At 69.6% G+C, this 14,891-nt stretch carries 13 protein-coding genes; 4 read left to right on the forward strand and 9 right to left on the reverse strand.

Annotated elements, in window-relative coordinates:
• Positions 1–145: 145 nt before the first annotated feature.
• Genes hutI through hutH form a run of 5 tightly spaced genes read right to left on the reverse strand, consistent with a single transcriptional unit; the run spans position 146 to position 5,939 of the window.
• Positions 146–1,369, reverse strand: a complete 1,224-nt coding sequence (gene hutI, locus CFB46_RS15430; protein ID WP_089500332.1) for an imidazolonepropionase — start codon at positions 1,367–1,369, stop codon at positions 146–148.
• 4 nt (positions 1,370–1,373) lie between these two features.
• Entirely contained in the window at positions 1,374–1,985 is a 612-nt protein-coding gene (locus tag CFB46_RS15435) for a HutD/Ves family protein (protein ID WP_089500333.1), read from the reverse strand.
• A gap of 2 nt (positions 1,986–1,987) precedes the next feature.
• On the reverse strand, positions 1,988–3,676 hold the full coding sequence (gene hutU / locus CFB46_RS15440) for a urocanate hydratase (RefSeq protein WP_089500334.1): 1,689 nt from the start codon (positions 3,674–3,676) through the stop codon (positions 1,988–1,990).
• Positions 3,677–3,715: 39 nt separating this feature from the next.
• On the reverse strand, positions 3,716–4,411 hold the full coding sequence (gene hutC, locus CFB46_RS15445) for a histidine utilization repressor (RefSeq protein ID WP_027784912.1): 696 nt from the start codon (positions 4,409–4,411) through the stop codon (positions 3,716–3,718).
• 4 nt (positions 4,412–4,415) lie between these two features.
• Entirely contained in the window at positions 4,416–5,939 is a 1,524-nt protein-coding gene (hutH, locus tag CFB46_RS15450) for a histidine ammonia-lyase (RefSeq protein WP_027784913.1), read from the reverse strand.
• Positions 5,940–6,151: 212 nt separating this feature from the next.
• Here hutH and CFB46_RS15455 point away from each other — a divergent pair, with 212 nt between their 5' ends.
• Positions 6,152–7,072, forward strand: coding sequence for a glutamate/aspartate ABC transporter substrate-binding protein (locus CFB46_RS15455; RefSeq protein WP_089500335.1), 921 nt, complete (start codon positions 6,152–6,154; stop codon positions 7,070–7,072).
• 21 nt (positions 7,073–7,093) lie between these two features.
• Here CFB46_RS15455 and CFB46_RS15460 read toward each other — a convergent pair whose 3' ends face one another.
• Both CFB46_RS15460 and CFB46_RS15465 read right to left on the reverse strand, forming a co-directional pair.
• Positions 7,094–7,849, reverse strand: a complete 756-nt coding sequence (locus tag CFB46_RS15460; RefSeq protein WP_089500336.1) for a 4'-phosphopantetheinyl transferase family protein — start codon at positions 7,847–7,849, stop codon at positions 7,094–7,096.
• 129 nt (positions 7,850–7,978) lie between these two features.
• A complete protein-coding gene (locus CFB46_RS15465; RefSeq protein WP_089500337.1) occupies positions 7,979–9,019 on the reverse strand; it encodes an alpha/beta hydrolase family protein in 1,041 nt (346 codons plus the stop codon).
• 380 nt (positions 9,020–9,399) lie between these two features.
• Between CFB46_RS15465 and CFB46_RS15470 the strand changes: the two genes are divergently transcribed.
• The 3 genes from CFB46_RS15470 to CFB46_RS36440 all read left to right on the forward strand — a co-directional run bounded on the left by CFB46_RS15470 (position 9,400) and on the right by CFB46_RS36440 (position 11,850).
• The gene (locus tag CFB46_RS15470; protein WP_089500338.1) at positions 9,400–10,341 is read left to right on the forward strand and encodes a LysR substrate-binding domain-containing protein; all 942 of its coding nucleotides are present in this window, start codon (positions 9,400–9,402) and stop codon (positions 10,339–10,341) included.
• A gap of 163 nt (positions 10,342–10,504) precedes the next feature.
• Positions 10,505–11,737, forward strand: coding sequence for an MFS transporter (locus CFB46_RS15475; protein ID WP_089500339.1), 1,233 nt, complete (start codon positions 10,505–10,507; stop codon positions 11,735–11,737).
• On the forward strand, positions 11,728–11,850 hold the full coding sequence (locus CFB46_RS36440; RefSeq protein ID WP_256980661.1) for a hypothetical protein: 123 nt from the start codon (positions 11,728–11,730) through the stop codon (positions 11,848–11,850). Before CFB46_RS15475 ends, CFB46_RS36440 begins: the two co-directional genes overlap by 10 nt.
• Positions 11,851–11,872: 22 nt before the next feature.
• Here the strand turns inward: CFB46_RS36440 and CFB46_RS15480 are convergent, their stop codons facing one another.
• Together CFB46_RS15480 and CFB46_RS15485 are read right to left on the reverse strand one after the other, a co-directional pair.
• Positions 11,873–13,351: a cryptochrome/photolyase family protein gene (locus tag CFB46_RS15480; protein ID WP_089500439.1), complete on the reverse strand. Its 1,479-nt coding sequence runs from the start codon at positions 13,349–13,351 to the stop codon at positions 11,873–11,875.
• A 312-nt stretch (positions 13,352–13,663) separates the two neighbouring features.
• Entirely contained in the window at positions 13,664–14,644 is a 981-nt protein-coding gene (locus tag CFB46_RS15485) for an acetyltransferase (protein WP_089500440.1), read from the reverse strand.
• Positions 14,645–14,891 lie beyond the last annotated feature (247 nt).

The following is a 14,891-nucleotide window of genomic DNA, read 5'->3' on the forward strand; positions in this document are numbered from 1 at the left end:
GCCGCGGCCGGCAGGCGCGCGCGTCGCGCCCAGCGCCTGCCTCGCGGCGATCGACCGGACGGCGCGGTCGCGCGCCGGGTCCGGTCCCATGCAAAGCGTCGGCCGGACCGGGGCCGTCACGGCCCGGCCCGATCCGTCGCGAAACTTATCCGTTCATCCGGCGAAACACGGTCGTGCCGCCGCGTACGACCTGCTCGCACAGCGGCCGGCCGATCCAGTACGCCAGCTCGGCCAGCGAGCCAACCGACCAGACGGCGAAATCGGCCTGGCGACCGACCTCGAGCGCGCCGTGGCGATCCGCGCGGCCAAGCGCCGCGGCCGCATGGCGCGTGACGCCCTGCAGCACCTCGGGCACCGTCATGCGGAACAGCGTGCAGCCCATGTTCAGCGTCAGCAGCAGCGATTCGAGCGGCGACGTGCCGGGGTTGTGATCGGTCGCGAGTGCGATCGGCACGCCGTGCTTGCGCAGCAGCTCGATCGGCGGCAGTTGCGTTTCGCGGATGAAGTAGTACGCGCCCGGCAGCAGCACGGCGACCGTGCCGGCCGCCTTCATCGCCTCGATGCCGGCTTCGTCGAGAAATTCGAGATGGTCGGCGGACAGCGCGCGGTAACGCGCGGCGAGCGCCGTCCCGCCCGCATTCGACAGTTGCTCCGCATGCAGCTTCACCGGCAACCCGCGCCGCGTCGCGGCCTCGAAAACGCGCTCGGTCTGCGCGAGCGAGAAGCCGATGCGTTCGCAGAACACGTCGACCGCGTCGACGAGCCCTTCATCGGCCAGCGTCGGCAGCATCCGGTCGCATACTTCGTCGATGTACGCGTCGGCGCGCCCCGCATATTCGGGCGGCAGCGCATGCGCGCCGAGGAAGGTCGTATAGACCGTGACTGCGAAGCGCTCGCCGAGCTGACGCGCGACGCGCAGCATCTTGCGCTCGCTCGCGAGGTCGAGCCCGTAGCCCGACTTGATCTCGATCGCGGTCACGCCTTCGGCGAGCAGCGGCTGCAGTCGTGCGGCGGCCTGCACGAACAGCGTCGTCTCGTCGGCCGCGCGCGTCGCGCGCACCGTCGACACGATCCCGCCGCCCTGCCGCGCGATTTCCTCGTAGCTGACGCCGGCGAGGCGCTGCGCGAACTCGTCGGCACGCGTGCCGCCGTACACGAGGTGCGTATGACAATCGACGAGGCCCGGCGTCACCCACGCGCCGTGCAGGTCCTCGCGCCGCCAGTGCGCATAGCCGTGCGGCAGCGCGGACAACGCGCCGAGCCACGCGATCGCGCCGGTTTCGTCAACGGCGATCGCCGCGTCGTCGATCGTCTCGTCGGGATGGCCGTGCGGACACAGCCTCAGGTGATGCCAGACAGTCGGTTTCATGCGTTCAGTCTCGTTCGCCGACGGTGAGCGATACGGCGAGCAGCGCGCCGCTTCCGCTCACGACGACGTCAAACGCACGCCGCGGCCCGTCGAGCCGCAACGTGTCCATTTCCTGCAGTGCATGGTGCGCGCCGTCGATCTCGACATCGACCGCACCCGTTGCACTGAACAGCAGGACGGTGTCGGCGTGCTCGATGCGGTGCGCGCCCTCGTGCCACACGTCGACCGACCCGCGCGCGGCCGAACGGCGCGTCATCAGGTTGAAGTCGCGCGTCGCGCCGTCGTGCAGCGTCGCGTCGATCGCCGTCTCGCCCGCGAAATCCGCACGGGTCAGCGGTGCGTCGAGCACGTGCCGCGTGCCGCCCGCTTCAGCGAGCGTCATGCCCGCGCCGGACAGCAGCACGAGCGTGCGGTCGACGCCGTCGAAACGCGAGAACGGCCCGGCCGTGCCGACGTCCGCAACGCTCACGCGCCAGGAGAACGCGTCGAGCGCGGCCCCCGGCGGAAACGTGCCGATCTCGCGCGTCACGCCGCCGCCGTTCTTCCACGGCGACGCGACGAGATCCGCTGCGCGGATCATCGTCGCGTTCACCGGCGCCTGGTCGAGCGCCGTCATGCTCAGCGGCCGAGCATCGGCAGCTTCAGGCCGGCTTCGCGGGCCGTCTGCTGCGCGAGTTCGTAGCCGGCGTCCGCGTGGCGCATCACGCCCGTCGCCGGGTCGTTCAGCAGCACGCGACCGAGACGCTCGTGCGCGTCGGCCGTGCCGTCGGCGACGATCACGACGCCCGAGTGCTGCGAGAAGCCCATGCCGACGCCGCCGCCATGGTGCAGCGACACCCACGATGCGCCGCCCGCGGTGTTCAGCAGCGCGTTCAGCAGCGGCCAGTCGCTGACGGCGTCCGAACCGTCCTTCATCGATTCCGTCTCGCGGTTCGGGCTCGCGACCGAACCGGTGTCGAGGTGGTCGCGGCCGATCACGATCGGGGCCTTCAGTTCGCCGTTCTTCACCATCTCGTTGAACGCCTGGCCGAGACGATAGCGATCCTTCACGCCGACCCAGCAGATCCGTGCCGGCAGGCCCTGGAACGCGATGCGTTCACGCGCCATGTCGAGCCAGTTGTGCAGGTGCGGATCGTCGGGGATCAGCTCCTTCACCTTCTGGTCGGTCTTGTAGATGTCTTCCGGATCGCCCGACAGCGCGACCCAGCGGAACGGGCCCTTGCCTTCGCAGAACAGCGGGCGGATGTATGCCGGCACGAAGCCCGGGAAGTCGAACGCGTTCTCGACGCCCATTTCCAGCGCCATCTGGCGGATGTTGTTGCCGTAGTCGAGCGTCGCCGCGCCGCGGTCCTGCAGCGCGAGCATCGCGCGCACCTGGACGGCCATCGATTGCTTCGCGACCTTCACGATGCTCTGCGGATCGACCTTCTGCGCTTCGCGCCATTGCGCGACGGTCCAGCCTTGCGGCAGGTAGCCGTTGATCGGGTCGTGCGCGCTCGTCTGGTCGGTCACGCAGTCCGGCGTGACGCCGCGTTCGACGAGTTCCGTGAACACGTCGGCCGCATTGCCGAGCAGGCCGATCGACACCGGCTTGCCGGTGCGCTTCGCTTCCTCGATCATGCCGAGCGCTTCGTCGAGCGTCGTCGCCTTCTTGTCGACGTAGCGCGTCTTCAGGCGGAAGTCGATACGCGTCTCGTCGCATTCGACCGCGATCATCGAGAAGCCGGCCATCGTCGCGGCGAGCGGCTGCGCGCCGCCCATCCCGCCCAGGCCGCCCGTCAGGATCCAGCGACCCGACGGATCGCCGTTGAAGTGCTGGTTCGCGACCGAGAAGAAGGTTTCGTAGGTGCCCTGCACGATGCCCTGGCTGCCGATGTAGATCCAGCTGCCGGCCGTCATCTGGCCGTACATCATCAGGCCCTTGCGGTCGAGCTCGTGGAAGTGATCCCAGTTCGCCCAGTGCGGCACCAGGTTCGAGTTCGCGAGCAGCACGCGCGGCGCATCCTTGTGCGTGCGGAACACACCGACCGGCTTGCCCGACTGGATCAGCAGCGTCTCGTTTTCTTCGAGATCCTTCAGCGACGCGAGGATCTGGTCGTAGCATTCCCAGTTGCGCGCCGCGCGGCCGATGCCGCCGTACACGACGAGCGCGTGCGGATGCTCGGCGACTTCCGGGTCGAGGTTGTTCTGGATCATCCGGTAGGCCGCTTCGGCCAGCCAGGTCTTGCAGGTCTTCTCGCTGCCGCGCGGCGCGCGGATCGTGCGCGTCGGATCGAGACGGGGATCGATGTGTTTCGGATGGTTCATGACGACTGCTCCCGAAGGAAAGTGAATATCAATAAGGAATCAGAAATGCCCGGTGAAGCGATAACGGCTGCCGGGATGCCACAGATTCGCCACCGAGGCGACGACGCCCTGCGACCAGGTGCGCCGATGTAAAACCAGACACGGCTCGACGTCATCCATCCGCAGCTGCTCGCGCCGCTCCGGCGCCGGGGCCGCCGCTTCGATCCGGTACTCGACCCGCTGCAGCGGCGCCGCGCGCATCAGGTACAGGTTCGGCGTCGTGTTCGTGAAATCCTGCTCGGCGTAATCCGGCGCGACCGCCGGATTCACCCATCGTTCTTCGAGCTGCACCGGCTCGTCGTTCTCGAAGTGCAACACCTGCGAATGAAACAGCTTCGCGCGCACGGCCACCTGCATCTCGTCGGCGAGCGCCTCGTCGGCGCGGATCGTCTCGAGGCCGAGCACGCTGGCGCGATACGCATGCCCGCGCGCGTCGACCTCCTCCGAGATGCTGCGGATCGCCACCAGCGTCGACTCGTACTTCGGCCGCGCGACGTAGGTGCCGGCGCCCTTCATGCGCGTGAGCACCTGCTCGGCCGTCAACTCGCGCAGCGCGCGGTTGACGGTCATGCGCGCCACCTTGAACTCGCGCGCCAGCTCGTTCTCGGACGGCACCTGGTCGCCCTCCTCCCACTCGCCTGCGTGGATGCGGGCCAGGATGAAATCCTTGATCTCCTGGTAGACCGGCGCGCTCATGGGCTTACTGTTCCGATGCGAACGAGAACGGGCTGAGCTTCGCGAACGCACGCTCGCCGACCAGCTTCGCGATCGCCGCGATGTCCGGCGCGAAGTAGTGGTCGAGTTCGTAATGCTCGACCTTGGCGCGGATCGTTTCCATCACGGGCGCCAGCTTCGGGCTCGTGTGGTACGGCGCGCGCAGGTCGACGCCCTGGGCGGCGGCCAGCAGTTCGATCGCGAGGATGTGCTTCGTGTTGTCCGCGATATCGGCGAGCTTGCGCGCGGCGAACGTCGCCATCGACACGTGGTCTTCCTGGTTCGCGGAAGTCGGCAGCGAGTCGACCGACGCCGGGTGCGCGAGCGTCTTGTTTTCCGACGCGAGGGCGGCCGCCGTCACGTGCGCGATCATGAAGCCCGAGTTCACGCCGCCGTCCCGCACGAGGAACGGGGGCAGGCCCGACAGCGTCGCGTCGATCAGCAGCGCGATGCGGCGTTCGGCCAGCGCGCCGATTTCCGCCGCGGCGAGCGCGAGGTTGTCGGCTGCGAACGCGACGGGTTCCGCGTGGAAGTTGCCGCCCGACAGCACTTCGCCGGTATCCGGGAAGATCAGCGGGTTGTCCGACACGGCGTTCGCCTCGATCAGCAGCACGTCGGCCGCATGGCGCATCTGGTCCAGGCACGCGCCCATCACCTGCGGCTGGCAGCGCAGGCTGTACGGGTCCTGCACCTTGTCGCAGTCGCGGTGCGACTGGTTGATCGGCGAGCCTTCGAGCAGTTCGCGGTACGACGCGGCCGCGTCGATCTGGCCTTGATGGCCGCGCAATTCGTGGATGCGTGCGTCGAACGGCTTCACCGAACCGGCTGCCGCGTCGACCGACAGCGCGCCCGCGACGAGCGCGGTGCGGTACAGGTCTTCGATCGCGAACATGTTGTCGAGCGCCAGCGCGGTCGACGCCTGCGTGCCGTTCAGCAGCGCGAGGCCTTCCTTCGCCTGCAGCGTCAGCGGCGCGAGGCCCGCGACGCGCAGACCGTCGAGCGCGCTCGCGCGCTCGCCGCGGATGAACACTTCGCCGACGCCGAGCAGCACGGCCGACATGTGCGCGAGCGGCGCGAGGTCGCCCGATGCGCCGACCGAGCCCTTCACCGGGATCAGCGGCAGCACGTCGGCGTTGAACAGCGTGATCAGCGCATCCATCACTTCACGGCGGATGCCCGAGTGGCCGCGGCCGAGGCTCGACAGCTTCAGCGCCATCAGCAGGCGCACCGACGAACGCTCCATCGGCTGGCCGACGCCGACCGCGTGCGACAGCACCAGATTCTTCTGCAGCAGTTCGAGCTGGTCGTGCGGGATGTGGGTGCTCGCCAGGCGGCCGAAGCCCGTGTTGATGCCGTAGGCCGGCTCACCCTTCGCGGCGATGTCGGCGACGGCCTTCGCGCCCGCGTCGATCTTCGCGAAGCTCGCCGGGTCGAGCTTCAGTTGCACGGATTCGCGAGCGATCTGGCGCAGTTGCGGGAGGGTCAGGTGGCCGGGGGTCAACGTAATCATGTGAGCAATCCTGTCTAGACAAGTTCGGAATGGATTGAAGTGTAGCCACGTCAACTTGTCTAGACAACCCGTTTTTCGCCGATTTCGACTCGGGAGTTTCCCTATGTCCGTCATGGCCCGCCGGACTTGCCCGACAGGCCCGGGTATTAACATATGTTGCAATTATTTTGTCTTTGTCAACATACGGATCACCATTCGCCTCGGAGACCGCCATGCCCTTCCCGTCACGATTCGCCGCCCGCGTCGGCCGCCCCCTGCTCGTCGCCGCGTGCGCGCTTGCGTGCGGCGCGTCCTTCGCCGCCGAGCCGTTGTCCGGCACCCTCGAGAAGATCCGGCAGGCCAATCTGATTTCGATCGGCCATCGCGAGACGTCGGTGCCGTTTTCGTACGTCGATGCGGGCGGCTGGGTCATCGGCTTCTCGCAGGACCTGTGCGACCGCGTGATCGCCGCGGTGAAGGCGCGCACCGGCAAGCCCGACCTGCAGGTGCGCTTCATTCCGGTCACGTCGCAGAACCGCATTCCGCTCGTGCAGAACGGCACCGTCGATCTCGAATGCGGCGTGACGACCAATCTCGCCGCGCGCCATGCGCAGGTCGCGTTCTCGACCACCTTCTTCGTCGCGACGACGCGCCTGCTCACGCGCACGAACTCGGGCATCCGCGACTTCCCCGATCTCGCCGGCAAGACGGTCGTGACGAACCAGGGCACGACGTCCGAACGCCTGCTGCGCAAGATGAACGAGGAAAAGAAGATGAACATGCAGATCATCAGCGCGAAGGACTACGGCGAAGGACGCCTCACGCTCGAATCGGGCCGCGCGGCCGCGTACATGATGGACGACGTGCTGCTCGCGGGCGTGCGCCAGCTCGCCGCGAAACCGGCCGACTGGCGGATCGTCGGCACGCCGCAATCGTCGGAAGCCTACGGGTTCATGCTGCGCAAGGACGACCCGCAGTTCAAGGCGCTCGTCGACGGCGTGCTCGTGCAACTGATGAAAAGCGGCGAGATCAACGCGCTGTACGACAAATGGTTCATGAAGCCGGTGCCGCCGAAGGGGCTGGCGTTCGACTTCCCGATGAGCGACGTGATCAAGGCGCGCTACGCGGCGCCGAGCGACGCGCCGCTCGAGTAAGCGCCGCGCGTCGGCACGGGCCTACGCGCGCGTCCACGCGACGCACGCCGCGTAGCCGGGCGCCGCGTCGAGCCACGCTGCGTCGAGCGCCGCGACGCCGGCGGCAGGCGCGGCCGGCTCGACGATCGTCGTCGCGGGCGTCGCCGCGTCGCGCGGCGGCACGACCGCGAACGCGCGCAACCCGCCGACGATGCCGGTGCCAAGCGCCTTGAGCAGCGCCTCCTTCGCGGACCACACCCGCATGAATTCACCCTCGCGGGCGCCGGGCGGCAGACCGTCGAGATACGCGAGCTCGTCGGGTGCGCACACTTCGCGCGTCAGCGCGCGCCAGTCGGTCGCGCGGTTGCAGCCCTCGATATCGACGCCGACGCGACCCGCCGGCGCCCAGGCGAGCAACGCATGATCGCCCGCATGCGACACGTTGAAGTCGAGCGACGCGCGATGCGCGCGGTCCAGCGACGGCCGCCCCGATGCGTCGACGACGATCGCGACCGCGTGCGGGGCGATGCCGAGCGCCGCGCCGAGCATGTCGCGCAGCGCGGCGCGCGTCGCCGCACTGCGGACCGCATCCTCGTGCCGCAGGAAGCGCGCGGCGCGTGCGCGCTCGTCATCGCTCAGCGCCGCATACGCGGGCGACGCGAGCGGCACGCGCCAGTCGAAATCGACGCGCGCGATCCGCACGCCGGTACGCGCCGCGGTGGGCGGCACGTCGAGTGCATGCACGCGCCACGCGCGCGGCGTTGCGACGGGAGAAGCGGAATCGGACGGAATGGACATCGACGCGCGGCAGCTGGGCCGTAAAACGAAACGTCCGATGTTAATCGATCGCGCCGGCCTGCGGCCGCTGCCGCTGCCGCTGGATCGGGATGCAAACCGGGATGGCGCGTTGCGTTCGTGGACGCCGGGTCATCCGTTCGCGGCCATGCCCGGCACACTGCCCCCCGTCACCCGTCCGCGCGACGCCGGGTGCAGCGCATGCACGGCGCCCGACGCATCGGCCGACAGCACGCCGTGTTGCAGCCAGTACAGCGCGACGGGCCACAGCGTGTCGGTGAAGCGGCTGTGGAAAAACGCGAAATGGCCGATCGCATCGACGCCGATGTCGGCCGGCGCGATCCGCAGATGCGTGACGTTGCTGCCCGTGTAATAGCCGACCAGCCGCTCGATCGCATCGACCGTGCCGAACGCGTCGTCGTCGAGGCCGATCGCGAGCATCGGCGCCGACAACCCCGCGAAGCGTGCCGGCAACGCGGCGCGGCTCGCCGCGCCGTCGTCGAGCACGCGGCCGATGTAGCCATCCTCGAAACGCGGCTGCGAACGCGCCCACGACAGCGCGATCCCGCGCGGCGTGTCCTCCATCCAGCCGAGCCGCTTCGCGGGCACGTAGCCGAACACGGCGGCGAGCGCGGGCATCGCGACATGCCATTTCCACCACATGCGGCGTCGCTCGGCCGGCAGGTAATCGCGCCAGTACGCATACTGCGCGCCGACGGTCACCACATGCCGCACGTGCACGTTCGATGCCGCGAGGCCGAGCACGCAACCCCCGATGCTGTGCGCGACCACATCGAGCGGCTGGCCTGGAAACGCGTCGCGGGCGTATTGCAGCGCGGCCTCGCAATCGAGCCGCCCCCAGTCGAGCCAGGTCGCGCGCAGCTTCGCGAGCTGCGCCGGGCGCGACCCGCCGATGCCGCGATAGTCGTAGACAAGCACGTCGCGTCCCTGTGCGAACAGCCAGGCCGCGAAACGAAAGTAGTAGTCGCAGCGCACCGACGTCGCGCAGTTGACGACCGTCACGGGCCGCGTGGCGCCGCCGCCGCGATGGCGCCAGACATGGCCGCGCAATGCGTAGCCGTCGGCCGCGCGCAGCGTCACGGGCTCGGGCGGCAATGCGTCCGCCGCGCGACTGCCCTGCGCCGCTCCGCTTTCCTCGTTCGAAATCGTCATCGTGTCTCCTGTCGACCCCAGTTAGCGCTTTAGCGCTTACTGGGGTCCCATGCATAGCTGTCGACCCCAGTTGGCGCTTTAGCGCTTGTTGGGGTTCCATGCATCGCTGTCGAACCCGGTTAGCGCTTTAGCGCTTACTGGGGTCCCGTGCATCGCTGTCGAACCCGGTTAGCGCTTTAGCGCTTATCGGAATCCCATGCATCGCTGTCGCCCCCAGTGGGCGCTCGAGCGCTTACCGAGGTCCCCTGCTTCACGCTCGGTCCGGTGAACGCTTCAGCGCTTACTCGGCCCACTCCTCCGCGATCAACCCGCCTCCATTGAACTTGACGCGTGCCGCGTTCTCAACCAATCTTGCTGCTCCGTTCGCATGAGTCACACGCATGTCAACGCCACTCGTCCGTCTCCCGTCGCTGGATCTCATCCGCGGTTTCGTCGCCGCCGGCCGCCGCATGAGCATCACGCTCGCCGCGCAGGACTTGTGCGTCACGCAGTCGGCGGTCAGCCGCCAGATCCACGCGCTCGAAGCGCATCTCGGCGTGACGTTGCTGCAGCGCGGCTACCGGATGATCGCGTTCACGCCGGAAGGCGAGCGGCTGTTCCGCGTCGCCGATGCGGCGCTGCACAGCCTGCGGGACACCGTCGCGTCGCTCGCCGCCGGGCGCGAGCGCCAGCCCGTGACGATCACCGCCAGCATCGGCGTGACCGCGCTGTGGCTGCTGCCGCGGCTCGGGCGGTTGCAGGCGCGGCTGCCCGGGATCGACCTGCGCGTCGCCGCGAACGACAAGGTACTCGATTTGCGCGCCGAAGGCATCGACCTCGGCATCCGCTACTGCCCGCGCGAGCGTGCGCCGGCCGGTGCGCTGCGCCTGTTCGACGAGATCGTCGTGCCGGTCGCGCATCCCGCGCTCGCCGCGCGGCCGGTCGCAAGCGCGGCGGCGATCGCCGATCACGTATTGCTCGAATTCGACGGGCCGCCGCAACCGCAACTGCAGTGGCACGCGCACCTGCACGCGGCCGGGCTCGGCGACGCCCGCCCGAAAGGCGTGTTGCGCTTCAACCAGTACGACCAGGTGATCCAGGCCGCGATCGCAGGCCAGGGCATCGCGCTCGGCCGGCTCGCGCTCGTCGCGCCGATGCTCGCCGACGGCCGGCTCGCGGTGCTCGGGCCGCAGACGCAGACGCTGTCGGAAACGTACGGCTACTGGCTGTTCCAGCACGATCCGGCCCCGCGCCGCGAAGTCGCCGACGTGCGCGACTGGATGCTCGCCGAAGCGGCCGAATGCGATGCGGCGATGCACGCGCACGATACGACGTCGGCCTGAGCCGGCGGTGCGGATGCACGTGACCGCAGGCAACCGCCGCCCCCTTCGCATTCCCGTTACGCATGCCAACCTGACCGAATGATCGCTTGAGCGACGGCGGCCGCGCTCGTCTAATCGGATCGAGCGCGGCCGTTTCGCCGCGCGCCTTCATCCGGAGACACGCATGACCCCGATCGAGCAGGAAGTCCGGCGCCGATGGCTGCCCATGCTGGCAGGCGGCCTGATCATGGGCGCCGCGCTCGGCATCCGCCATGTGCAGGGCCTGTTCCTCGCGCCCGTCTCGCTCGACCACGGCTGGTCGCGCGAAGCGTTCGGGCTCGCACTGGCGTTGCAGAACCTGATCTGGGGCGTCGCCCAGCCATTCACCGGGATGGTGGCCGACCGCTTCGGCTCGGTGCGCGTGATCGTCGCCGGCATGCTGCTGTACGCGGCCGGGCTCGTCACGATGGCGCATGCGGCCACGACCGGCCTGTTCACGGTCGGCGCCGGGCTCGTGATCGGCGTCGCGCTGTCGGGCTCGGCGTTCGCGTCGATCTACGGCGCACTGAGCCGCCTGTTCCCGTCCGAGCGGCGCGGCTGGGCGCTCGGTGTCGCCGGCGCGATCGGCGGGCTCGGCCAGTTCTGCATGGTGCCCGTCGCGCAGGAACTGATCGGCGGCATCGGCTGGCGGCACGCGTTCATCGCGCTGGCGCTCGTCGCCGCACTGCTCGCGCCGCTCGCCGTGCTGCTGCGCGACCGGCCCGCGCAAGCGTCCGGTGCCGCCGCCGGCCCCGATCAGTCGATCGGCGAAGCCGTGCGAGAGGCGTTCGCGCATCGCGGCTTCTGGCTGCTGAACGCGGGCTTCTTCGCGTGCGGCTTCCAGCTCGCGTTCATCGCGACGCATCTGCCCGCATACCTGCTCGACCACGGGCTGCCGGCGCGCCACGCAAGCGTCGCGCTCGCGCTGATCGCGCTGACCAACGTGGCCGGCACCTACGCGTGCGGGCAGCTCGGCGGGCTGCTGCGGCGCAAGTACGTGCTGTCGGTGCTGTACCTCGTGCGCGCCTTCGCGATGGCCGCGTTCGTCGCCGTGCCGCTGTCGCCCGCGAGCGTCTATCTGTTCGCGGCCGTGATGGGGTTCACGTGGCTCGGCACGGTGCCGCTGACGAACGGCGTGATCTCGCAGGTGTTCGGCGTGCGCTACATCGCGACGCTGTTCGGCTTCGTGTTCTTCGGGCACCAGCTCGGCAGCTTCTTCGGCGTGTGGCTCGGTGCGATCGTGTACGACGCGACGCATTCGTACCTGCCGCTGTGGATCGGTTCGATCGCGCTCGGCGTGCTCGCGGCGCTGCTGCACCTGCCGATCGACGACGCGCGTGTCGCGCGCCCGGCATCGGGCAACGCGGCATGGGCATGATGCGCGCGGCGCTGGCCGCCGGCATGCTCGCGTTCGTCGCGTGGTGCGGCGCGGCCTACTTCGATTCGGGCGTCGCGTACGCGCTGCTCGAGCACGTCGCGTTCTGCAATTGATGCGGTAAACCGGAGCGGTCGGTCAGCGGCGCTTCGGCAACGCGGCCAGCGCATCGAGCGCCCGGGCGCGCGCGGCTGCGTGCTCGACGAGCGGCGCCGGGTAGTCGACGCCCAGCCGTACACCGGCCGCCTCGAGCGCCAGCGGCGACGCTTCCCAGGGCGCATGGATCGACGCATCGTCGAGGCCGGCGAGCTCGGGCACCCAGCGCCGCACGTACGCGCCGTCCGGGTCGAACTTCTGCCCCTGCGCGACCGGATTGAAGATGCGGAAATACGGCGCGGCGTCGGCGCCGCAGCCGGCCACCCATTGCCAACTCGCCGCGTTGTTCGCGGGATCGGCGTCGACCAGCGTGTCGCGGAACCATGCTTCGCCCGCGCGCCAGTCGATCAGCAAATGCTTGATCAGGAACGATGCGACGACCATCCGCACGCGGTTGTGCATCCAGCCGGTCGTCCACAACTCACGCATACCCGCATCGACGAGCGGGTAGCCGGTCCGCCCGCGCTGCCACGCACGTAACGCGGCAGGATCGTCGCGCCACGGCATCGCATCGAATTGCGCGCGGAAGTTGTCGGTCGCGAGCGCCGGGAAGTGATACAGCAGCATGTAGCTGAATTCGCGCCAGCCGAGCTCGCTCAGGAATTTGTCGGCGTGCGCCGCGTATGCCGCGCCGCCCGCACTCGCGGCGCCTTGCACCGCATGCCACACCTGTCGCGGCGACACGTTGCCGAAGCGCAGGAACGGCGACAACCGGCTCGTCGTCGCGCCGTCGGGCCGGTCGCGCGCTTGCGCATAACCGGCGAGCGATGTCGTCAGGAACGTGTCGAGTTGCACGTGCGCGCCGGCTTCGTCGGGTGCCGGCCACGCATCGCGCAGGCCGCCGGCCCAGTCCGGTGCATGCGGACGCAACGCGAGCGCGTCGAGCGCCAGCGCGCGGTCGCGCACGGCCTTCGGCCATGGATGAAACGCGATCCGCTCGGGGGCCGGCAGCGGCGCGGCGATCGTGCGATCGCGCCGCGCCGCGCGCCAGTACGCGGTGAACACCTGATACGGGCCGCCGCTGCCCGTCAGCACTTCCCACGGCTCGTTCAGCAGGCTGCCGTTGCTGCTCTCCACCGTCACGTCGCGCGCCTTGAGCGACGCCTTCAGCGCCGCGTCGGCGTCACGCTGCGGCTGCGCATAGCGACGGTTCCAGTACACGGCCGCCGCGCCCGTGTCGCCGACGACGCGCTCGATCTCGCGCTGCGCGTCGCCGCGCAACAGCAGCAGGCGCCCGCCATGCCGCGCGAGCGCGGTGTCGAGCCCTGCCAGCGACCCGTGCAGCCACCAGCGCGCCGCACCGCCGAGCGCGGGCCCGGCGTCGGCTCCCGTGTCGTCGACGAAGACGCAGACGAGCGGCCGGCCGGATGCGACCGCGCGCGTCAGCGCGGGCTGATCGGTCACGCGCAGATCGTCGCGGAACCAGACGATTGCGGGGGCAACGGACGGCTGAGCGGGCACGGGCACCTCGATGGCGAAAGCAAAAGAGACGCGTATTGTCGCGGCTGCGCTGCACGGTGTCGACGCCGGCCGTCGCAGCCAGCACGCCACGGCGACACCGCGTGCGACCGCACGATCCGCTTCAATCCGATGGAAGTCGCACTGCCAGACGATGGCACGCACGGGATATTTCTCTGGGTGGGTACGTCGACCGGTTCGTGCCCACCGCCCACCGCCGACGCAACGCCGAACGCATCGAGTCACGCCGCGTCGGCCCGACGGGCCCACCGTGCCCCGGTGCGACCGGCTGATCCAGTCACACGATGCGTCGCATCAATCGAGCCGGAATGCGGCCTCGAAGCGCTCGGCAAACGCGTCGAACTCGGCTTCCGGCAGATGGTTGATGCCGCCCGCGCGCTTGCGCCCGCCGCCGGTCGCGAAGCCGCGGCAGAACTCGTCCGCGCCGATCGGCCGGCCGTCGGGCACGCGTACGCTGACGACGAGCCCGCCGCCCGCTCGCGGCGACAGCACCGCGAGCGCCGCATGCGGCGCATTGCGCACCCGCTCGTTCGCGAGCATGCCGGTCGCGCGCCGCGCCCATGGATGATCGGGCATCCGGACCAGCGTCGCGCCCGGCACCTCGCGCACCGGCGCGAGCGCGCATGCACGCGCCATGTCGTCGCGGTAGCCGTCGCGCAACGCGGCGAACACGGCCGTCTCGCGCACGAAATCGAGCGGATCGATGCACGGCAGCATGGCGTCCGCGAGCGCCGCCGGATCGAAATGCAGATCGCCGACGCACTCGCCGTATGCGTTGTAGTTCAGATAGCGCCCGAGTTCCGCGAGCACGCCACGCTCCGCTTCGTCGACGCCGTGCTCGCGCGCCAGCGCATCGCCGAGCGCCGGCAGTTCGTCGCCGAATGCCGCGACGATCGCCCAGCGCACGTACCGGCCGCCGAGATAGCGGTCGACGATCGCACTCGTGCAGACGTCGGCTGCCATGTCGATATGCGCGTCGAAGCGCGGGTGATCCGGCAGCTCGCCTGCAAAGTGATGGTCGAAGTAACGGACCGTCGCGCCGTCGCGCAGCAGCCGCGCGCACGCGTCGCGGTTCTGGTCGTGCGACACGTCGAGTACGGTGACGATGTCGCCTGCGCCCACGTCGATACGCTCGAGCAGCCTGATGTCGCGCTTCACGCCGGTCACGAGCGTGCCGTGCACGCGCTCCGCGAGCCGCAGTTGCTGAAGGGCGCACAGGCCGTCCGCGTCGCCGTTGAACGCGAACACATGCCGCGCGTACTGGTTGTCCTGCATGATCCGTTGCTCCATCTTCAAGACATGAAATCGCCGAGGTTCGCGGGTCGCGGCGAGCGGCGAGCGGCGCGCCCGTCGCCGCGTTCGCGTCGTCGCATGCGGGAATCCGCGCCGCCTGCGCGCCATCGTCGTCGGGCGGCAGCTTCGCGAGCGCGATGTTCGACGCGATCGGCGCGATGATCGGTTCCTCCGTCATCCCGTAGTTGGCGGCTGTCTGCCGGACATAGGTCTGCGTCGGCACATCCCT

It is taken from the genome of Burkholderia sp. HI2761 (assembly GCF_002223355.1).
Classification (GTDB): domain Bacteria; phylum Pseudomonadota; class Gammaproteobacteria; order Burkholderiales; family Burkholderiaceae; genus Burkholderia.

Excerpts from the sequence above, each read along its gene's own strand:
- CFB46_RS15465 (WP_089500337.1), bottom strand. The coding sequence starts at position 9,019 with ATGACGATTTCGAACGAGGAAAGCGGAGCGGCGCAGGGCAGTCGCGCG.
- hutC (WP_027784912.1), bottom strand. The coding sequence starts at position 4,411 with ATGAGCGCGCCGGTCTACCAGGAGATCAAGGATTTCATCCTGGCCCGC.
- CFB46_RS36440 (WP_256980661.1), top strand. The coding sequence starts at position 11,728 with ATGGGCATGATGCGCGCGGCGCTGGCCGCCGGCATGCTCGCGTTCGTC.
- CFB46_RS15455 (WP_089500335.1), top strand. The coding sequence starts at position 6,152 with ATGCCCTTCCCGTCACGATTCGCCGCCCGCGTCGGCCGCCCCCTGCTC.
- hutI (WP_089500332.1), bottom strand. The coding sequence starts at position 1,369 with ATGAAACCGACTGTCTGGCATCACCTGAGGCTGTGTCCGCACGGCCAT.
- hutH (WP_027784913.1), bottom strand. The coding sequence starts at position 5,939 with ATGATTACGTTGACCCCCGGCCACCTGACCCTCCCGCAACTGCGCCAG.
- CFB46_RS15470 (WP_089500338.1), top strand. The coding sequence starts at position 9,400 with ATGTCAACGCCACTCGTCCGTCTCCCGTCGCTGGATCTCATCCGCGGT.
- hutU (WP_089500334.1), bottom strand. The coding sequence starts at position 3,676 with ATGAACCATCCGAAACACATCGATCCCCGTCTCGATCCGACGCGCACG.
- CFB46_RS15475 (WP_089500339.1), top strand. The coding sequence starts at position 10,505 with ATGACCCCGATCGAGCAGGAAGTCCGGCGCCGATGGCTGCCCATGCTG.
- CFB46_RS15460 (WP_089500336.1), bottom strand. The coding sequence starts at position 7,849 with ATGTCCATTCCGTCCGATTCCGCTTCTCCCGTCGCAACGCCGCGCGCG.
- CFB46_RS15435 (WP_089500333.1), bottom strand. The coding sequence starts at position 1,985 with ATGACGGCGCTCGACCAGGCGCCGGTGAACGCGACGATGATCCGCGCA.
- CFB46_RS15485 (WP_089500440.1), bottom strand. The coding sequence starts at position 14,644 with ATGCAGGACAACCAGTACGCGCGGCATGTGTTCGCGTTCAACGGCGAC.